This is a genomic window from uncultured Aquabacterium sp. (assembly GCF_913773725.1).
Lineage (GTDB): Bacteria > Pseudomonadota > Gammaproteobacteria > Burkholderiales > Burkholderiaceae_C > Aquabacterium.
This window is the reverse complement of sequence record NZ_CAJYGK010000069.1, coordinates 1-20,570: the sequence shown is the minus strand read 5'-3', so window position 1 is coordinate 20,570 and position 20,570 is coordinate 1. Positions and strand designations below refer to the sequence as shown.

At 70.2% G+C, this 20,570-nt stretch carries 12 protein-coding genes; 2 read left to right on the top strand and 10 right to left on the bottom strand.

Translation table 11 applies throughout. The features are described 5' to 3' along the window. Positions 1 to 26: 26 nt before the first annotated feature. The 3 genes from coxB to QZ709_RS08325 all read right to left on the bottom strand — a co-directional run bounded on the left by coxB (position 27) and on the right by QZ709_RS08325 (position 3,065). A complete protein-coding gene (coxB, locus tag QZ709_RS08335) occupies positions 27 to 1,163 on the bottom strand; it encodes a cytochrome c oxidase subunit II (protein ID WP_294636815.1) in 1,137 nt (378 codons plus the stop codon). Between the two features lie 176 nt (positions 1,164 to 1,339). Further along, positions 1,340 to 1,906: a DUF2244 domain-containing protein gene (locus tag QZ709_RS08330; protein WP_294636813.1), complete on the bottom strand. Its 567-nt coding sequence runs from the start codon at positions 1,904 to 1,906 to the stop codon at positions 1,340 to 1,342. A 199-nt stretch (positions 1,907 to 2,105) separates the two neighbouring features. Then, positions 2,106 to 3,065, bottom strand: a complete 960-nt coding sequence (locus tag QZ709_RS08325; RefSeq protein ID WP_294636812.1) for a biotin synthase — start codon at positions 3,063 to 3,065, stop codon at positions 2,106 to 2,108. 248 nt (positions 3,066 to 3,313) lie between these two features. Between QZ709_RS08325 and QZ709_RS08320 the strand changes: the two genes are divergently transcribed. Then, positions 3,314 to 3,955, top strand: coding sequence for a ComF family protein (locus QZ709_RS08320; protein WP_294636810.1), 642 nt, complete (start codon positions 3,314 to 3,316; stop codon positions 3,953 to 3,955). Here QZ709_RS08320 and recD read toward each other — a convergent pair. The 6 genes from recD to QZ709_RS08290 all read right to left on the bottom strand — a co-directional run bounded on the left by recD (position 3,907) and on the right by QZ709_RS08290 (position 18,826). Further along, a complete protein-coding gene (recD, locus tag QZ709_RS08315) occupies positions 3,907 to 5,988 on the bottom strand; it encodes an exodeoxyribonuclease V subunit alpha (protein ID WP_294636808.1) in 2,082 nt (693 codons plus the stop codon). The two genes, QZ709_RS08320 and recD, sit on opposite strands and share 49 nt — an antisense overlap. Continuing rightward, positions 5,985 to 9,704, bottom strand: coding sequence for an exodeoxyribonuclease V subunit beta (gene recB, locus QZ709_RS08310; protein WP_294636806.1), 3,720 nt, complete (start codon positions 9,702 to 9,704; stop codon positions 5,985 to 5,987). The genes recD and recB overlap by 4 nt, the downstream gene beginning before the upstream one ends. Beyond that, complete coding sequence (gene recC / locus QZ709_RS08305; protein ID WP_294636804.1) at positions 9,701 to 13,387, bottom strand: exodeoxyribonuclease V subunit gamma; 3,687 nt, start codon at positions 13,385 to 13,387, stop codon at positions 9,701 to 9,703. The genes recB and recC overlap by 4 nt, the downstream gene beginning before the upstream one ends. A gap of 36 nt (positions 13,388 to 13,423) precedes the next feature. Beyond that, a complete protein-coding gene (locus QZ709_RS08300; RefSeq protein WP_294636802.1) occupies positions 13,424 to 16,132 on the bottom strand; it encodes an AAA family ATPase in 2,709 nt (902 codons plus the stop codon). Further along, positions 16,119 to 17,258, bottom strand: coding sequence for a DNA repair exonuclease (locus QZ709_RS08295; RefSeq protein ID WP_294636801.1), 1,140 nt, complete (start codon positions 17,256 to 17,258; stop codon positions 16,119 to 16,121). Before QZ709_RS08295 ends, QZ709_RS08300 begins: the two co-directional genes overlap by 14 nt. 83 nt (positions 17,259 to 17,341) lie before the next feature. Then, on the bottom strand, positions 17,342 to 18,826 hold the full coding sequence (locus QZ709_RS08290) for an amidase (protein ID WP_294636799.1): 1,485 nt from the start codon (positions 18,824 to 18,826) through the stop codon (positions 17,342 to 17,344). 142 nt (positions 18,827 to 18,968) lie between these two features. Between QZ709_RS08290 and QZ709_RS08285 the strand changes: the two genes are divergently transcribed. Continuing rightward, positions 18,969 to 19,472 (top strand): hypothetical protein, encoded by a 504-nt coding sequence (locus QZ709_RS08285; RefSeq protein ID WP_294636797.1) that lies wholly within the window; start codon positions 18,969 to 18,971, stop codon positions 19,470 to 19,472. Positions 19,473 to 19,476: 4 nt separating this feature from the next. Here QZ709_RS08285 and QZ709_RS08280 read toward each other — a convergent pair whose 3' ends face one another. Then, positions 19,477 to 20,430 carry an acyltransferase gene (locus QZ709_RS08280; protein WP_294636833.1) on the bottom strand — a complete coding sequence of 318 codons (954 nt, stop codon included), beginning with the start codon at positions 20,428 to 20,430 and terminating at the stop codon, positions 19,477 to 19,479. Positions 20,431 to 20,570: the final 140 nt, after the last annotated feature.

The following is a 20,570-nucleotide window of genomic DNA, read 5'->3' as shown; positions in this document are numbered from 1 at the left end:
TTTCGTCGACTCGACGCGTCAATGCATCACTTGCGCATGGCCAGCACGTCGGCCGGCTGCACGATCTGTCCGGTCTTGTTGGACCAGCTGTTCTTGGTGTAGGTGATCACCGCCGCAATCTCGGTGTCGGACAACTGGCGCCATGCAGGCATGATGTTGTTCTGCCCGTTGAGCAACACGTGAATCTGCCTGGCCTTGTCTTCGCTGAGCACCACGGGCGAGCCATCGAGCGCTTTGATTGCCCCGCCACCCTTGCCCGTCGGCATGTGGCAGGCAGCGCAATTGGCGTTGTAGACCTTTTCACCACGGGCCACCAGGTCGGGCAGTGCCCAGACCTTGGCCGGGTCATCGGCCTTGGCCTGCAATTCCTTCTGCTTGGCGCCGACCCACTTGGCGTAGTCCTCGGCGGTCACCACCTTCACGTGGATGGGCATGTAGGCGTGCTCTTTGCCGCACAGTTCGGCGCACTGCCCGTAGAAATCACCGGTCTTTTCGGCGCGAAACCAGGTGTCGCGCACGAAGCCGGGGATCGCGTCCTGCTTGATGCCGAAGGCCGGCACCCAGAAAGAATGGATCACGTCGTTGGCCGTGGTGATGATGCGCACCTTCTTGTCGACCGGCACAACCAGCGGTTCATCGACCTTGAGCAGGTAGTTGTCGCCTTGCGGGGTGCCGGCATCGGACAGGGCGCGGTGGGTGGCGTCCAGCGTGGACACGTAGGAAATGCCCTCCCCCTCGCCCTTGATGTAGTCGTAGCCCCACTTCCATTGGTAGCCCGTGGCCTTGATGGTGAGGTCCGCATTGGTCGTGTCCTTCTGGGCGACGACCACCTTGGTAGCCGGCAAGGCCATGCCGATCACGATCAGGAAGGGGATGATGGTCCAGACGATCTCCACCGTGGTGGACTCGTGAAAATCGGCTGGCTTGGCCCCCTTGGACTTGCGGTGCTTCCAGATGGAATAGAACATCACCCCGAACACCGCGACGAAGATGACGCCGCAGATGTAGAGCATCATGTTGTGCAGCCATTGCTGCTCGGCGGCGATCCGCGTGACAGGCGGCTGCAGATCGATCTGGCGCACACCCGGCCCACCGGGAAGGTCGCTCACTGCATGAGCCATGGACGCCCAGGCCATGGCGGCTACCCCGAGCGCGACCGACATCGTCGCACGACATCCGGACAGACAGTGCGCCCACCGAGACGGGCCTGTTGCCGGTACCACCTCACTCACTCGCTGACCAGGATCCAGGATCATGTTCTCGCTCGCCATGGGTTGTCGACGGTCATGAAGGGGGCATCACGACGGCACGCCTGACCGGGCATGCCGCCACCCTTTCCTCACCGGGCGTCGAGATGACGCAAGGCCCAGCGAAACTCGTCCGCCAGTTGCCGCCGGTGCTGTCGCTGCACGAAATCGCCCACCACCACGCTGCGCCCGTGATGGGAGAGCCGCACCAGCGAGCCATCCAGCTGGTCCGGCTCCACCCTCACCCAGCGTGGGTTGAATTCGACCGTGTCGACCTGACCTGCACGATGGCGCTCGACGCGCAACAGGTCGGGACGCAGGGAGATCACGTCCCGGTCCGTCGCATGCCGCATCCAGATCACCATCGCCATGCCAAGGCCGGCCACTTCCAGGCAGACAAAGGCCATGACGGGAGAAAAGCCCGCCAGCCAGAATCCGACGCTCACAAGCAGCGACAGGGCTGCCAGCAGAAACAGTGCCCGCCCCATCTGCCAGGGGCTGAGAACGTCGGCGCGCAGCAGTTGCCACTCGGCCAACCAGACGCCGGGGCGCAAGAAAGGGAGACGGGGGGATTGCGCGGCGGCCGCTTCGGGACGCCAGATGCCGAACTGCCAGAGCGCGGGGGCCTTCACGCCAACAGACGACCAGGTGACTGCCATGCCCCACGACTCCTCTGCGATGGCCGCGGCGCACAGGCCGGGTCCGTCGGGTTGATCGGCGGGCCAAGGGGTGAGATCCCTCGACCGTGTGACCCATTCTATTCAGCCACTTGAGCCATCTCAATACGGAATCGGGCACTGCAGGCTATGGATAACCCGCTGTCGGCGTTGCAATCACGTCTCACCGGGTTGACCCGGTTCACGTTCGATCGTGGCCGTGGCGCACCATGCGCTTCATGTCGTCCAGCGACACGCGGGTCTCCGCGGCCAGCTTCGGTCGCGGCAAGGGCTTGAGGGCGTGGCCATACACCAGCTCGACCGTGAGGCCGAGGCGGCCATCGGGCCGGCGGCAGTGGGCCTCGAGCGCCTGCAGCAGGCGCTCGCGCCAGCGCGGCGTGCGCAGACCGGCGTGGCGCCCCACCGCCACGTTGCCGCCCCAGGTGCGCAACTCGGCCAGCATGGCGGTTGCGTCCGGCCAGGTCAGCGTGAGCCGCTCCATGTCCATCACCGGGTCCTGAAAGCCCGCCTGGACCAGTTCGTCGCCCAGGTCGTGCATGTCGATGAAGTCGACGGTGGGCAGGGGCCACCCCAGCGCGCGGTAGACACCGCGGAGCTCGGTGGCGGTGTCCGGTCCGAGCCCGCTGCACATCAGAAAGCCGCCCACATCCAGCAGGCTGTGCCAGTGCGCGAGCAGCGCGGGCACATCGGCGCTGGCGTGCAGCGTCATGTTGGCCCACACCATCTGCACCCCATCGGCCGGCCAGCCGTCGGGCCGGGGCGCATCGGCCTGCGACACCGGCGACGACGCCTGACGCCAGCGGCGCCACCACGGGGATGACTGCCCGGCCTGCCATGCCGCCAGGCTGCGCTCGAACAGCGCCGCATGCGGCTCCATGATCCAGCGACGGGCTTCGGGATAGCGCGCCGCGACCGCCTCCGCCCCGGCGCCCAGGAAAGCAGACCAGTCCACCCAGTGCGCAGGCTCGATGCGAATGGGCACCAGCTTGTCGGCGAGGCGGCGCCCCACCTCGCCGTGGAGCCAGGGCGCCTCGGGCAGCGCCGCAAGACGACGGATCTGCCGTGCCAGCGCAGGCGCATGGGGCGCCACATCGGGCAGGTCGGCGGAGGCAGCGGCGGAAGGCAAAGGCACGTCGGACATGGCAGGCAAGGGGCAGCAGGCCCCACCATCGGGCGATGGATCAGGCAGGGGGCGCTCAGTATATTGAGCCGATGCCCACGCTGCCTCGCCGCCCGATTCAACCGCCTGCGACAGGTGGCTTCTTGTCGCGGCTGCTTCGCCCGCTGGGGGCGCCGTGCAGGTTGTGCGGGCGCTGGCAACCCGGGGTGGTCTGCCATGCCTGTCTGCAGGTGCTGGCCCCGTTGCGACCGCGCTGTCCGCGCTGCGCCTTGAGCCTCCCCGCAGGTCACCCGGCGGACGAGCCCTGCACGCTGTGCGAAGACTACCCACCCGAGTTCGATCGGGCCGTGGCCGCCCTGGATTACGTCGCGCCCTGGACCACGCTGATCGGCCGGCTCAAGTTCGACGAGGAACCGGCCCTGGCACGGATGCTGGGCGGGCTGCTGGCCCAGCGTGTGGCTCCGGGCCTGCAGCGCTTGCGGCCGGCCGAACGCCCGCTGGTGATTCCGGCGCCCTTGTCTGCACAGCGCCTTCAGGAGCGGGGCTACAACCAGGCCGAGCTGCTGGCCCGCACCGCCACACAGGCGCTGCGCGTGCCGATGCTGCCCGACGCCCTGGTGCGGGTGCGGCACACCGAACGCCTGATGGGTCTGTCGGCCGACGAGCGACGTCAGGCCATCCGCGGGGCCTATGCCGTGCGGGACCGCGCCCTGCCCCGCCTGCGAGGCCGGCACGTGGCCCTGGTCGACGATGTGATGACCACCGGGGCCACGCTGGAGGAAATGACCCGCACCTTGCAGGATGCCGGGGTGCGCAGCGTGTCCGTGTGGGTCGTGGCCCGGACACCGGCACCGGAGCGGCCTCAGGAACGGGAGGGCCTCAGCAGGTCGAGCAGGCCGCTGGCACGGTAGGTGGGTTGCTGCGTGGCCTGTGTCAGCAGACCCGGCTGCGGCGCCATCAGCGTGAACGCCTCCCGCGCCCGCGTGATCCCGGTGTAGACCAGCTCCCGGTTGAGCAAGGCGCCCCCGTGAGGCGGCAGCACCAGCACGGTGTGTTCGAACTCCGAGCCCTGGCTCTTGTGCACGGTCATGGCAAAGGCCGTCTCGACATGAGCCAGACGGCTCACGCCCACCGAGCGCAGTTGATCGCCGTCGAGGAACCACACCCGCAGGGCGCCACCGGGCGTGGCCGGTGGCAGGGTCAGCCCGATGTCGCCATTGAACACGCCCAGCGCCGGATCGTTGCGCGTGACCATGACGGGCCGGCCGACATACCACTCGCCGCGCGGGGACAGCAGGCCGGCCTGGGCCAGGGCCCGCTCGACCAGCCGGTTCAGCCCCAATGCGCCCCAGTCGCCCTCGCGCACCGCGCACAGCAACCGGAAGCGTTCGAAGGCGCGCAGCGCCGCCTTCACCCAGTCCTCATGGTCGCTGCCTGCCGGGCGCCGTGCCATCACGTCCAGGTACGCCCGGTAGCAGGCTTCCCCTCCGGGGCGGCCGTGTACGGCCAGGTGCAGCACGTCGGCCGGTGTGGCGCGCTCCTGGGCGGCCACGGCACCGGCGCCCGGGGCACCCAGCACCTCCCGCACGCGCGCCACGTCGCCCGCATTCACGGCCCGCGCCAGTTGCCCGATGGGGCCCCCGAACCGACGGCTCTGCCGCAACATCACGGTCTGCTGCGCCAAGGGCGGCGGCGCCCGGTGCACCGCATGAAAGCGTTCAGGCAGCACCTGCCCGGCAGCCGCCTCGGCATAGCGGACCGTTTCGGGACTGTAGCCCCCCGCTTCGGCGTCCCGGCACAGGTCACCCAGCACGGCACCCGCCTCGACCGAGGCCAGCTGGTCCTTGTCCCCCAACAGGATCAACCGGGCCGAGGGCGGCAAAGCCTGCAGCAAGGATGACATCATTTCCAGGTGGATCATCGACGCCTCGTCGACGATGAGCACGTCGACATCCAGGGGACGGGTCGCATCGTGCTGCATGCGCCGCGTGTCAGGGCGGGCCCCGAGCAGCGCGTGCAGCGTGCGCGCGGCGCCGATGCGCTGCGTGAGCGCGGGCAGATCGAGGTGGCCGTCCAGCGCCTGTGCGAGCCCCTGCAGCGAGGTGTCGATGGACTGCTTCAGCCGTGCGGCGGCCTTGCCGGTCGGGGCGGCCAAGGCCACGCGCAGCCGGTCGGGTTCCTCCGCCAGCGCAAACAGCAGCGCCAGCAAGCGTGCCGCCGTGTAGGTCTTGCCGGTGCCCGGCCCCCCGGTGATCACCGATACGCCCGAACGCACCGCCACCGCGCACGCGAGCCGTTGCCAGTCGGGCTCCGCCACATCGGCCTGGGGCGCGCTTCCGAACAGGCGATCCAGCCAGCCGCGCACGGTGGTCGGGTCGACGGGCCAGGATCGCGCCGCGCGCTCGCGCAGCTGCTGGGCGACCAGACGCTCGTGGTCCCAGTAGCGTCGGAGGTAAAGACGGGGCGCTGCGTCCGGCCCGGCAAGGACGAAGGGCTGCCCGCCATCGGGCGCACGCCCGGCATCGCGCACGGCCGGGCTGGCACGCAGGGCCGCCACCCAGTCAGGCAGATGGGGTGGCAGGGTGGCGCGCAAGGCCTCGCAGGCCTGCCGCGCAGGCTCGGGCCAGCCCAGCAGGGCGGCCGCATCCGACACCAGCGAGGCCAGCGACAGGCAGGTGTGGCCGCGCCCTTCCATGTGCGCAAGCGCAGCCACCGCAAACAGCACGGCCGGCGCGGCCTGCGGGTCGGTGTCGCGCACGAAGGCCGCCAGCGCGCTGTCCAGACGCCGCAGCCAGCCGGCCTCGCTCCACGCGGTCAGCTGCTGGCAGAGGTCAGCGGCAGAGGGCGACACGGTCGCTGCCGGTTGGGCCAGCGCCGGCGGCGCGTCAAAGTCGAAGCCGGTCTGCTCGGGCGGCACGGTGGTGCGGGTGCGGGGCGGGGTCATGGCGCGCTCCCCTCTTTGGCTGGCTCCGGTTCGAGCAACGTGTCCAGGTTGCGCATCAGCGCGGGCGTGGCGGGAATCAGGCACACCCCGCGTGCCGGGCCTTCGGTGCCGCGGAGGAACAGGTACACCGCGCCACCCAGGTGCTTGGCGGGGTCGCAATCGCCACCCAGGCGCTCGCGCAACAGGCGGTGCAGCGCCAGCAGGTAGATGGCGGCCTGCACGTCGTAGCGGTGCTCGGTCATCGCCGCTTCCAGCGCGTCCGCATGGTAGGCCGCATCGGTGGCCCCCAGGTGGTTGGACTTGTAGTCAAGCACCCAGTAGCGGCCACCGTGTTCGAACACGAGGTCGGCAAAGCCCATCAACATGCCGTGCAACTCGCGCTCGGGCAACTCGGGTCGGTCTCGGCCGGGCAGGATGTGCGCGCGGCACACGGCATCCAGCGCCGCAGCGGGAAGCCGCTGTGCGGGCAGCCAGAACTCCATCTCGGGCAGCAGGTGCTGCAGCTCCGCCAGCGCGGCGCCGGGGCCGGGCAAGGGGGTGCTCAGCACCGCCTGCAACCACACCACCAGGTCATCGGCGTGGTCCCCGTGGCCGGCACGCGCACAGCGCTGGCGCAGCCGATCGGCCAGTTGCGGCCGGGTGGCCAGGGCGAAGTCCTCGGTGGCCAGCCATTCCAGCTGGTCGTGCAGGAAGTTGCCGGCCAGCGCGCCCTTGGTGAAGCGATGGCGGATGGGGCTGTCGTCGGGCGGGCTGGCTGCCGGCGGGGGCGCCGGCAACGATGGCGCCTCATCGGACGGCACGGCGGGAGCGGCCTCGTCATCGGCCGGGCGTGGGGCACGGTCGCTCCATGCCTGCGGAGCCGGTCCGGACAGCGCACGCACCAGGGCCGAGAAGCTGCCCACGCTCCAGCGCCGGTCGAACCACGCGGCATAGGGTGCGCGGTCGGCCAGCGGCGGCGGCGCCTCGCGCGCCTGCAGCCGCGTGACCGGGCCGGCATCCCCCAAGGCGGCCGGCTGCAGCACCATGTCGGGCTGGCCCCGGACCAGCGCTTCCAGCAAAGCCTGCCACCCGGCAGGCTCGATGGCCTCCTGCCCGCCCAGCAGGTAGCCTGCAGCGCTCAGGTGGGTGATGCACTTCGCGCTCTTGCCCTTGGCCTTCAGCGCGGCGAAACCGAACCACAGCGCATGCCGAGGACGGGTCAGCGCCACGTACAGCAGACGCAGGTCTTCGCGCAGGCGTTCGCGGTCGGCCAGTTGCTGCACCGTGTCGTCGACCTCGAGGTGCAGCGTGCGCTGGCCGTCGGCACCCGGCAGGCGCACCACGCCCTGACGGGCCTTCTCGACCGCGCGGTGGGCGCAGCCAAAGGGCACGCACACCACCGGGTACTCAAGCCCCTTGCTCTTGTGCATGGTGACGATCTTGACGAGGTCGGCATCGCTTTCGAGGCGAATGACCTGCTCGTCGCCGGTGCTGCCGTCTTCGTCGATCTGTTCGGCCAACCAGTGGATGAGGGCCTGCTCCCCCTCCAGCCGGGTGCTGGCCTGCTGCAGCAGTTCGGCCAGGTGCAGCACATTGGTGAGCCGGCGCTCGCCATCGACCTCGGCCAGGCTGCGCGCCGGCAGATCGAGCACGTGCAGGCTCTGGCGCAGCATGGTAAGCACGCCCTGGGTCTGCCACACGGTCTGCAGGCGGCGCAGTTGCTCGCTGCGGGCGTCGAAGGCCTCGTCAGAGGTGGCGAGCCAGCCGAGTTCATCGAGACTCAACCCCACCGTGCGGGTGGCCAGCGCCGCCCGGACCAGACGGGCATCCAGCGGCTGCGCCACGGCGCGCAGCCAGAACAACAGGTCACGTGCCTCCTGGCTGCGAAAGACCGAGTCCTTCTCCGAAAGGTAGACCGACGCCACGTCGCGCAGCCGCAGCTCGCGCCGCACTGCCGCGGCCTCACGGCCCGTGCGCACCAGCACGGCGATGTCGGCCGGGCGCAGGCGCCGGAACGGCATGCCGATCTGCTCGAACCCGGCCTGCGGGTCGTTGAGCCACTGCACGATCTGCTCGGCGCAGCGCGCAGCAAAGCCCCGCAAGACGGTGCGCGCGATGTGGGCCGACTCGGTGGCATGCACGATCTGCACGGCCGGCACGGCCCCTGCCCCGCTGACGAACCGTTCGGGACGGCCCCGTGCTGCCACCGGCACGAAGGGAACCGGGTTGTCTTCGCCCTCACGGAACAGAAAGGCGCCGGGCCCGGGACGGCTTTCGGCCTGCACGAACCAGTGGTTGACAGCGCCGACCAGCTCGACGGTGGAGCGGTGGTTGGTGCCCAGCATGTAGTGCCGCCCCTCGGTGGCCCGCCGCGCCTGCAGGTAGGCATGGATGTCCGCCCCGCGGAAGCCATAGATCGACTGTTTGGGGTCGCCGATGAGCAGGAGCGCGGTGTGGGGGTCGTTGTCGGCGGTGCGGTAAAGCTGATCGAAGAGGCGGAACTGGCGGGGCGAGGTGTCCTGGAATTCGTCGATCAGGGCCACCGGATACTGGGTGAGGATGCGTTGCCTGAGCCGCTCACCATGTGAGCCAGACAGGGCGTGATCCAGCCGATCGACCATGTCGGCAAAGCCGAACTGCGCCGTCTGGCGCTTGAGGCGCCTGAGGCGTGCGTGCACGGTGGCCGCCGCATGCAGGCGTGCGGCGCTGCCCGGTGCCGGCAGTCGCTGCAACTCGCCCAGCAGTTGCTCGGCATCGGAAAAGACCGGCGGCACGTCGATGGGCCCGGCCTTGCTGCCTCGGGCGTCCAGGAGGCCTTCGGGCGTCAGTCGCCGGGCGCCCGTCGCGAGCTCTTTGAAGTCGAACGCGATCGGTTCCGGTGCATCGGCCCAGTCCTGCAACAGCGTCATCCACTTGTCGACCGAGTCGGCGCGCAGCTTGTTGCCGTTCCAGTCCTTCTTGTGCTCGCTCAGCTGGGTGGCAAACCACCCGCGCAGCCACCGGACACGCTCGGACCAGCCGGCCCGCAGGCGGTTGACCGTGTCGGCCCATTGCTTGTGCTCGGTTGCCATCACCTGCTGCAAGGACAGGGCGGCAACAGACACCTGCGGAGGATCGGCCAACAGCGCCTTCATGTCCTCAGCCAACGCATCGACACCTGACCAGATCGCCAGCACGCGGTCCAGCCCTTCACCTTGCAGAGGGTAGACCTGCTGGCGCCAGTAGTCCTGCACGGCCTCGGTCAGCAGCCGCGCCTCATCGGCCACGAGGGTCTCGTCGAACAGATTGCCACTGTCGAAGGCGTGTTCGCGCAGCATGCGCTGACACCAGGCGTCGATGGTGTGCACGGCAGCCTCGTCCATGCCCTCGGCAGCCATCGCCAGCCGCCACGCCGCGGCCTGGCGCTCAGTGCCATCCGGGTAGGCCGCCATCAGCTCGCGCAGCAGGCCGTCGTGGGCAGCCGGCTCCAGTTCGCCGCGGAAGCAGCGTGCGGCCTCGATCAGGCGCGCGCGGATGCGATCGGACAGCTCGCGGGTGGCAGCCCGCGTGAAGGTCATGACCAGGATCTCGCCGGGGCGCAGCGGACGCGGGTGGGCATCGGCCCCACCGTGGCCCAGCACCAGACGCAGATAGAGCGCGGCGATCGTCCAGGTCTTGCCGGTGCCCGCGCTGGCTTCGATCAGGCGACTGCCCCAAAGGGGAAAGCGCAGCGCGTCCAGGTTCTGGCTGGTGCTCATGCCGGGGCGTCCTCGGAAGACGGGTTTGATGCGGACATGGATGGGTGCATCGGCGTGGAATGAGGGCACCAGGCCACATGGTCGGTGACCCAGTCGGCCAGGCGGCGATACAGGGCCTCGCACACGGTTTCGTAGCGGGGGTCGCTGGACAAGGTGTCGTAGTCGGGGAACAGGCGGGCCAGACACGGATCCTGCTCTACCTCGCCCCGACGGAACTTCGCACCTTCGTACGCTTCCTGCGCCTTGCCCTTGTCGCCCACCTCGGCCAGCCCGGTCTCGAGGGCCGCAGGCAGGGGCGCGCTCAGGCCCTCGCGCCACAGGTCGATCAGGGCGGCCAGATCGGCCCGGGCCTGGTCGGTGCGCATGGGGTGGATGAACACAGTGGCATCACTGCCCACGAGGCGGCCGCCCAGGTGCACGCCACACGCGGCAGCCGCCAGGCTGCGCACCCAGCCACCGAGCAGTTTCTTCGCGCGGGGCGGCCCCTTCTCGATGTCGTCCATCAGGCGACCCGGATCGAGCGCGAGCCAGGCCGCATGCACCGGCTCATCGGGTGCGGCCGCGCCATGAACGGCCGAGGCCTCCGGGTGTGCCCCCAGGTGGTGGAGTTGATCCAGCCAGTCGGCCAGCACCACGCCGTGGTGCTCGACCTGCACCCGCTGCCGTGGCGCAGGCTCGGACCAGGCCTCACGCAGCGCGTACCAGGCTGCCAACGCAGGCAGCACCTGACCGCGCAGGGCCGCCGCCTGGCGCTCGCCCAGCCCGCCCATGGGCAAGCGGCCTGCACGGCGAATGCGGGCGATCTGGGCGTCGACGCGGGCGGCCAGCATGACGGCCGCTGCTTCGCCCCGAGCCGCCCCCACTTCGACCACCACGTCCTTGAGCAGCCCATCGGCCAGCTGGTGGTTCTCCAGGCCGTCGAGGGCGAAGGTCTCTTCGTCTTCGCCCAGGTCGGCCAGCTCGTCGAACACCACATTGAGGCGCTGGCGGAAGTAGGTGCCGACCGGGCGGCGGATGAAGCTCGTGAGCTGAGCCAGGGTCAGCGGCACATGGGGATCGGGCTCGAACGGAGGCAGCGGCGGAATCGGCGCGGCCGGCGCTGCGGCCATGGCCGATGCATCGACCGTCTGATCGGATGGTCCGTCTTCGGCCACACCCGGCCCCGGCAGCTCGTCCATCGCCAGGGGCGCGTCGTGCGCGGCCCGCCATTCGCGCGCGTGGGTGAACAACGGGGAGTCCACTTCGAAGTAGCGGCGGCTGAATGGCTGCAGCGGATGCTCGGTCGTGCGGTCGCGCAGCAGCTGACGGCGCGCCACGAGGTCGGTTTCTTCCTCTGCCAGCCACCCGGCACCGAGGTAATCGCGCAGCTGGGACACCAGCACCGAGGGCGGCTGCTCGGTGTTGTCGCGCACGCTGCGGCCCGTCCAGCTGACGTACAGCATGCGGCGGGCAGACAGCACGGCCTCCAGCATCAGCTGGCGGTCGTCGTCCCGGCGCGAACGGTCACCCGGCCGAACCTGCCCCGGCAAGCCCATCAGGTCGAAATCGCTGCGGGATGCGCGCCGTGGATAGTCGCCATCGTTCATGCCCAGCAAACACACGACCTGGAAGGGGATGGCCCGCATCGGCATCAGCGTGCAGAAGGTGACGCCACCGGCGCGGAAGCGTTTGTTCAGCGCGGGGGCATCGAGCGCACCCAGCCAGGCTTCCCGCATCACGTCCAGCGACACGGGCTCGGCAAAGCCGGCCTCGTCGCAGGCGGTCTGCCAGGTCGACAGGGCCTCCTCGAGCGCGGTCAGGGTATGGCGGTCGGCTTCGTCGGCGGCCGCGAACACCGAGGTCAGCAAGGCGCGGGCGCGCTCGGCCCAGATGGCCGGGGGTGCATCCTCCCGGGCCGCGGCCCACCACGCCAGCAGTGCGTCCAGCAAGGCCGCCAGCGCCCCCGCCAGTTCGGCCTCCAGGCCGCCCACTTCGTCGTAGGGCTCGATGCCGGCAAACACCGGCGCATCGTCCAGTCCGGCCGCCCCATCCAGCCGCCCTGCCCCGCTGGCATACCCCAGCAGCATGCGGCGCAGCCCGAACCAGGCGGTGTTCTGCTCGCCGCACGCCGCCAGATCCAGCGCCTCGCGCTGGGCGGCATGCAAGCCCCAGCGGATGCCGGCGCCGCTCATCCACTGCGCCAGGCGGGGTTGGGCCTCCGAGTCGATGCCGAAGCGCCGGGCCACCGCCGGCACATCGATCAGGTCACGCAACTCGGAAAGCCGGCTGCGCTGCTGGGGCAGCCGCAGCAGCCATTCGAGCGCGGCCACCAGAGGCGAGCTGGCGCGGGTACTGAGGTCGGCGATGTCGAACGGGATGTGGCGTGGGTCGTGCCGGCTGTGCTGGCCGAACACGGCGCGGATGGCCGGTGCCATGACCTCCACATCGGGCACCATGACGACCACGTCACGGGGCTGCACGGGGCGCCCCTCGGCCGCACTGTCGGCAAACAGCTGGAGCAGTTGGTCGTGCAGCACCTCGACCTCGCGCTGGGCGCTGTGGGCCACATGGAAGACGATGGAACGGTCGCTCGCAGGGATGCGGGCGTCGGGGTGTTCGGCCAGAGGCACGAGGTCGCGCACACGTTGTTGAACTTGCTCCAGCAAGGTGGGCTGCTCGGGATCGGCCTCGTCGAACAGGTCGATGCGGGGCAGGCTCATCTGACGAGCCTGTCGGTCCTCCTCGAAGGCGTCCAGCTGGCGGACGAAATCCCGCCCCTGCCGGCCCCACGCCGCCAGCAGCGGATGCGCGTGCGCGTGCATCGATTCGAGCGGCACGGCGGACAGGTCACGCTCGCCCCGCAAAGGCAGCCGTCGCCAGGTGCTGCGCAGCAACTCACGGCCGTCCATGATGTCCGCCCAGTGGTAGCGACAGGGATTGGGCACGGCCAGCATGACCTGGCTGTGGCCAGACAGGGCGGCCAGCAGTTCCATCGTGGCCAAGGGCACGTGCGTCATGCCGAACAGCACCACGCGCCGCGCCACGGGACGGCTCAGGGGCTCGCCCTGCTCCAGCGCGGCCACGACGCGGCCGTGCAGGCGCGGGCGGATGCAGGCGCGCTCGGCCTCATCCAGCTCCTGAATCAGCGCGCGCCACAATGCCGGCTGCCAGCGTTGATCCGCCGGCAGGACAAGGTCCGGACGACCGGGCACACGCAGGTGGTCACGGCCCGCCTCCCAGTCGTCGAGCCAGTCGGCGCGGTAGACCTGATACTGGTCGAACAGATCGGCCAGGCGGGCGGCCAGCTGGTACAGCCGGTCAGGCTCGTGCGGGCGCAGAAAGCCCGCCACCGGCTCGAAGCCGGGCTCGGCCAGCAGCGTGGGCAGCAGGCGCATCAGGCGCCACGTGAGGCCGGTCTTGTCCAGCGGGATATGGGACGAGACCGCATCGGCCCCCAGGACCTGGCGGTAGGTGCGCCACATGAAGCGGCCAGGGAGCTCCACCCGCGTGGCGGCACACACCCCGGCGCGCTGGGCCAGCGTCATCTTGAGCCATTCGGCCATGCCGTTGCTCTGAACGAGGATGACCTCTTCCTCCAGCGGGGCCAGCGGGTTGGCCGCCAGCCACGCCAGCACGGTCTCGGCCAAGCGCTCGGCGCGGTGGCTGTGCAGGGTCAACAGGCCGGGCTGGATCAGGGTCGTCATGGGCGGCTTCAGGATGGCAGCAACCAGGTGAGGCGATCAGCAGGCACTGGCGGCCAGCCGCGCTCGGCCGATGCGGCGTTCGGGCACGCCCAGATCCTGCCAGAGTTCCGGATGGCATGAGAACAGCAGGATCTGGTGGCGCTCGGCCGCATCCAGCAGCACGCGCTTCATGGCATCGAGCCGTGCCGGGTCGGTGTGCACCAGGGCGTCGTCCAGGATGATGAGCGTGGGCCGCCCGGCCTCGCGCAGCAGGTCGGCGTACGCCAGCCGGCTGATGATGCCCAGTTGCTCGCGCGCACCGAAGCTCAGGTCCAGCACGTCTGCGTGCTCCTCGGCACCCGCCGGGCCCCGCGCCAGCAAGCGCGGTTGCAGGTGCTCGTCCAGATCAAGCCGAGCCTGGGGAAAGACGAGCCGCAGATAGCGCTGCAGGTGGGCCTGCAAGGGCGCCTGCAGCCGCGCCGTCAGGGCATGACGCTGGGTCTGCAGCCGCTGCTGCAGCAGGGTCAGGGCCTCGGCGCGCAGCTGGTACTCGGCCAGCCGGCGCTGCACCTGGGTCAACCGGGCCTGCAGGTCAGCACGCTGCTCGGCCAGGCCTTGCGTGCCCTCGGCCTGCAGGGTGCTTTCCAGGCGGATCAGCTGTTCGTGGCGCTCACGGTGCCGCGCCAGCGCCAGATCGGCCGACTGCCGGAACCGGGCCACATCGCGCTGCAAGGCCTCGGGCTGCGCGGCATCGATGCGGGCGCGTTGCGCGGCCACCCGGCGGGCCAGGTCGTCCAGTTGGGCAATCACCTCGGTCAGCTGACGGCCAGTCTGTTCCCGTGCAGCCTGGCGTTGCGGGTTGGTGAGCTCGGCAGCCAGACGCTGGCATTCAGCCTCGTCGTGATGCAGGGCTGCCTCGGCAGTGGCCAGGGTCTCGCGAGCGTTCTGCAATGCTGCCTGGGCCTGTTGCTGCTGGCGAGCGGCCTGGGCTTCGGCGGCCTCGGCCTGGCGGCGGTGCTCGGCCAGTTCGAGGGCATCGGCTTCGTCTGTTGACACGGGCGGCGCACCATCGGTCGCCGACGTCAACAAGCCCAGCTCGGTGGCCAAGGCGTGCGCCTTCTGCTGACTGGTGACCAGGCGCGCTTCCAACGCCTCGACACCCTGGGGTGCCAGCAAGCGCAAGGCCTGCTCGGCCTGTGCCAGCTCGGCCGCATGATGGGCCGCAGCCTGGCTGCGCGCCTGGGCCTCGTCCACAGCGCCCGGGCCGGGCTGCAGATGCCAGCGCTCGCACAGGGCCGCCAGGCGGGCCTCGCCGTCGCGTCGGGTTGCCGCCAGCGTGGCCAGATCCCGCCCGCCCGGCCGCAGCCGCAGCGCCCCCACACCGGGCACCTCGATCTCGGTGTCGTCCAGCAGTGACCGGACCGCCTCGCCTTCCAGCACCTCGCCATTGAGACGCACGTGCTGCCCCGGCTTGAGGCGCACCTCCAGGCGCGTGGCCACGAGGCTTTCCTGAACGGCCAGATCGCGCAGGACGTCGAGGGCCGCGCTCAAGGCCTTGATGTCGGCCGGCGGCACGGCGGCTGGTGCCGGCTGCGCGCGCAGGGCATGCAACCGTGCGGCGTGCTCCCGCGCCTGGCTCAGCAGGGCTGCCTGTTCGGCCGCCTGTCGCAGCGCATCGGCGTGCTGCCCACGCAGTTCATGCCGTCGGGCGGCCAGTTGCGCGGCCTGGTGGGCCACGCGGGCGGCGTCCAGGGCCGCGTCCGCCCGTTGGGACTGCAGGCGGAGTGCCTCGGCCTGCTCACGCACATCGGCCACACTGCTGCGCCGCGCGCCCAGCTGGGTCAGACGCCGCTGCTGCTCCTCTTCCATGCGGCGGACGGCTTCCAGCTGATCCTGCAGCAGCATGCGGCGCTGGCTCAGCTCATGAGCCTGCCCTTCGATGCGCGCGAGTTCGGCCTGCCAACCGGCCACGTCTTTCAGCGCGGTCTCCGCCTCTTCCTGACGGCGACGCAGCGCCAGCCAGGGCTGCTCGGCCTCATCGCGCTGGTGCTCGGCGCGCAGCGCGGCCAGCTCGTCCACCTGCGCCTGGTAGGTCGTCAGCCGGTCATCGAGGCGGTTCAGCGCCGCGCGCCATTCGGCCTCATCGGCCTGAGCCTGGCGGTACGCGCCGGCCGGCTTCCCTGTGCTCGGCGTGAGCAGCTCGGCGCGCCGGGCCATGACCCGCTCCAGGACGGCATCGCCCAGACTGGCAGCCAGTTCATCGGCCTGGCCGCCCAGTGCGCCACGCAGGTGATCAGCTGCATGGGCCACCGAGGCGTGCAACTCCTGCGCACGGCCCTGCTCGATCCACAGCAGGCCCGGAATACCCCAGTGATCGGGCTTGCTGGCGCCCTTGAGCGCGAAGTCGAAGCCGAGCAAGCGCGCCAGGTGGTCTTCGGCATCGGTGCCATCCAGCTGCTGCCCGCCCACGGTCAGATCACAGCGCTTGCGGTGCACAAACCGCTTGCTGAGCACATACGGCACGCCGGCGTGCTCGAAGCGCAGGTCGATGGCCGGCGCGGCACCGCTGTCACCCCACGGCTGCAGGTCCTGCATGGTGGTGGAGCGGTGGCGCTCGAAGAACGCGGCCCGGATCGCCCGCACCAGGGTGCTCTTGCCGGCTTCATTGGGGCCGGTCAGCAGGTTCAGCCCAGGCAACAGATCGGCCAGCACATAGGGCTCGCGGAACTGCCGGAGCTGTTCGACGCGGAGTTCACGCAGCAGCATGGGCGCCTCCAGCCTGGGTGTCGGGCGCCAGCTCGGCCAGCAGCGCCGTCAGCTGCACCAGGGCCTCGCGGGCGACATCGCTGCCCGCCAGAGCCTCGTCGCGCAAGCCCGCCACCACCTCGCCCACGTAGCCGTCGGCCCGCAGGGCAGCCAGATCGGCCTCGGTGGGGCGCAAGCGCAGGCCATGTCGGTCGACGCGCACGCTGCGAAGGCGGGCTTCGGCAGCAGCCAGCGCGGCATCCAGCCGCTGATGGGCAGCCAGGTCGAGCTCGCCGTGCAGGGTCACGTCCAGCACATCGCTGCCGCCCACGGCCTGCAGGCGCTCGACCAGGGCCTCGACATCGCCCGGCTGATGCAGGCTGGCTTCCCACTGCTGCCAGCGCAGCTTGCCCACAGCCAGCGTCGTGACCCCCGGGCTCGCCCCGGGGGCGTCGATGTGCACCCGCAAGGCCAGACCGGCCTCGTTGTTGCGGAAGCGATCGGGCTCGGGCGTGCCGCTGTACCAGGTGCGGGCGTCGATCTGACGGGCGCCGTGCCAGTCACCCAGCGCAAGGTAGTCCAGCCGGGCGCGGACGGCCCGGTCCGGCGCAATCGGGTTGGCAGAGTCGATGTCCTCGGCCAGGATGCCGGTCACGCTGCCGTGGGCCAGCCCGACGCGCAGCAGCCCGGCGGGCGTCTCGGCGGCATCGAACCATGCCGTCAGATCGTGGTGCGTGTGGCGCTGAGTCAGGGGCGCCGGCAACACAGCCAGGCCCGCTTCAGGCAGCAAGAGCACCTCGGGCCTCAACATCAGGTGCACATGGGGGGGCACCACGCCCAGCCGCTGCGCGCGGGACCAGACGCTTTCGGCCAGGGCGGCATCGTGGTTGCCCGGCAGCAGCACCCAGGGGCCCGGCCAGCCCTCCAGTGCCTGGAACAGCTGGCGCACGGTCTTGTCGGACACGGTTTGCGCGTCGAACACATCCCCGGCCACCAGCACAGCCTGCGCGCCCTCGCTGGCAGCCAGCCGGGCCAGGTGGTGGACGGCCTCCATGCGGGCGGCCGCCATCGGCACGGCATTGTCGGGTTCGAAGGCGGGGTACTGACGACCGATCTGCCAATCGGCCGTGTGCAGAAAGATGGGCATGGGCAGAGTCTGCCAAGCGCCAGGCTCAGAACATGACCCTGCCAGAGCGCCTCGGCAAGAAAACGACAATCATGCCATGCGGTTCACAGCGCCGGGCGCCGCTGGGCCCACGGACGAGCCTGCTCCAGTTGGGCGGCCAGTTGGAGCAGCAGCCCTTCCGAATCCAGCGCCCCGGTGAACTGCACGCCCAGAGGCAACCCCTCGGGCGTCCAGTACAGGGGCACCGACATGGCAGGCCGCCCTGTCACGTTCGCCAGCTGGGTGTAGGGTGTCCACGCCAGGTTCTTCAACACGGTGTCGTTGAAGAAGCGCGTGCGGCGAATCAGACCGAACAGACCCAGCGCCGACAGCAGCCGGTTGACCAGGTGCAACGCGGGCGGGGTCGTCATGGCGCCGATCGGAACGGGCGGGCCATTCAACGTGGGGGACAGCCACAGATCGAACCGGCCATGGAAGGCGGCCAAGGCCCTCGTGTGCTCGTGCCAACGCCCCAGGCAAGCCAGGAACTCGGGGGCTGAGACGGTCCGCCCCACATCGGCCATCACCCGGCTGTCGGGCTCCACATCCCGGTCGCGAAGGCCTTCCACTCGGCCCAACTCCCTCAGCAACATGGCCTGCACGCAGAACCAGCCCTGCATGAAATCGGCCATCAATGCGGGGCCGTCGAATGGCAAGGGAACGGCTTCGACATGGTGTCCGAGATCCGTCAGCAGGCGTGCGGCATCCTCCACGGCGGCCACGGCCTGCGGGTCGACCGGCGTGCCGGTGGGTGCGTCGGTCGTGAAGCCGATGCGCAAGGGGCGAGGCGGGCGCGACAGCCCGGCCAGATAGGACGTGGCCGGGGGTGGCATCCAGTACGGCGCATGGGGTTCGGGCCCCTGCAGCAGGTCCAGCATCGCCGCCGTGTCCCGCACCGAGCGCGAGACGACGCCTTGCACCGCCGCACCGAACAGGCCCTCGCTGGCGGCCGGCCCCATCGAGATGCGCCCCCGTCCCGCCTTCAGGCCGAACAACCCCGTGCAGGCCGCCGGGATGCGGATCGAGCCGCCACCATCGTTGGCGCCCGCCACCGGGACGATGCCCGCTGCAACCGCCGCGGCTGAACCGCCGGACGATCCCCCGGGCGTGTGGCCCAGGTTCCAGGGATTGCGTGTGGGACCGGCGGCCAGCGGCTCGGTCACGTTGCGGGCACCGAACTCGGGCACGTTTGTGGCACCGAAGATCACCAGACCGGCCTCGAGCCACCGCCTCACCACATCGCTGGTTTCGGCCGCCGGATGGCGGTGGTGACAGCGGTTGCCCCAGCCAGCCGGCACGTCCTCCCACTCCTGAAACAGGTCCTTGATGAGAAAAGGGACACCCGCAAACGGCTGCGCCGGGTCGAAAGGCTGCTGCACGCGCGAGCGCGCCCGGTCGTCAAACCGCCGCACGATGGCATTGAGCGCCCCATGGGTGGCATCGGCGCGCGCCATGGCGGCGTCGAGCAACTCGGTAGGCTTGACCTCGCCCCGGCGGACCAGATCCGCAAGGCCGAGGGCGTCGTATCGGGCGTAGTCAGCGAAGTGCATGCGCAAGAATCCCGGCGGAGCGGCGGTGTGGCAACCGCCACATGGTAGGTCTGTCGCCAAAGACCCGCTGGCGCCCCTCGTCAAACTGTCACAGCCGCTTCGCAAAATGAGCCTTCTGACGAAGTCTGTCAGGAGGCAACACTTGGAACTCGGCATCCCCTACGCCAAGACGGAAGCCGCGCGGGCCCTCCTCCGCACCCGCGATGCGGCGCTCGCGCCAGCCCTGCGGGCTCTGCTCATCATGGTCGACGGCAAGAAGCCGGTGACGGCGCTGCTGCCGGCCATCAAGGCCCTGTCGTTGAAGGTCGAGGACGTGCAGGGACTGCTGTCGCGGGGCTTGATCGCACCCTGCTCGCCAGCACAGGACACCCGCCCCGCAGCGCCCGCGCCTGCTGCGCCGGCACGCAGCCTCGCTGCGGCAAAGTTCTACGCCCTGGGGCAGTTGACCCTCATCCTGGGACACGGAGACGCCTCGCTGCGCCAGGCGGCCCGCGAAGTGATCGACCAGGCCAGCCTGCTGGCCTGGCTGACCGCGTGCGAACAGGAAGTGACCACCCTGGCCGGCGAAGCCCGCGCGACCCGGTTCAGGACGCTGGTGCAGGAACTGTTGCCGGAGGCCACGGCGGAAGCCGTCGAGCCGCGCTGACGGCTCAGCCCGACACGGCGGTGACGGTGCGGGCGCGGCGGCTCAGCCAGCGCTTGCCCCACGCGATGCCGGGCTGCTCGACATACCGGTGCAGCAGCATGCACAGGCCCAATGACACGCCCCCGGCCAACACCGCGCAGATCAGGAAGCGCTCCCAGGCCGGCAGGGCCAGGTAGGCGGAGGACGCCGCCAACGTGCCGGCCACCGGCAACAGCACGAGCAGGTGCACGAGGTAGAAGCTGTAGGCGTAGTCCCCTGCACGCTGACCGGGCGCGGAAGCCAGCCATCGGCGAAGGGCGCTGAGCCCCGGCCATGCCCCCGGTCCGGCGACCAGCACCCCAAAGCCCCCGGCCATCAGCGCGAACGCCAGCCCGTGCACATCGGGATGCCGCGCACATTCCAGACCACACACCACGGCCACCACCCACCAGGGACCCAGTCCACGGACGGACAGTCGCGCGCGCGCCAGCGCCACGCCGAGCAGGAACACATGCAGCTTCATCGGCAGAAACGCTGGCATGGGAAAGCGTGCCGCATACCCCCACAGCAGCGCCCACACGCCGAGCCCCGCCGCCAGCACCAGCAGATGGCGCCACAGGCTGAAGGTGCGACCCAGGGCCAGCATCAGGAAGGGAAAGACTGCGTAGAACTGCATCTCCAGCCCGATCGACCAGTCGGGCAAAGGGGTGCGGAACGCGTACTCCGGCCGCAGGCCGAACACGAAGGTGACGTGGTTGAAGATGTTGACGATCGAGGCATCCGCGTACCGATCTCGGGCTGTCATGGTGTCCGGAAAGGGAACGGCAATTGCCTCGCGGAAATGCCCGAGCAGCGGACCACAGGCCAGGGCCACCGCGAGCAGCAGGTAGTAGGCGGGTGCAATCCGGAACAGGCGACGGCCCCAGAACGTACGCCAGGTGCCCCAGTCCTCCCAAGGCTCGCGGCTCTGGCGCGTCAGCGCGTTGTGGGCCTGACCTGCCCCCCACCAGCCGTACCAGTCTTAAGTTAGTGAAGTCCGTCAACCACCAGGAGAATGACGGACATGAAGAAGAGCAGATTCAGCGAGGAACAGATCATTGGGTTCCTGCGGCAGGCCGA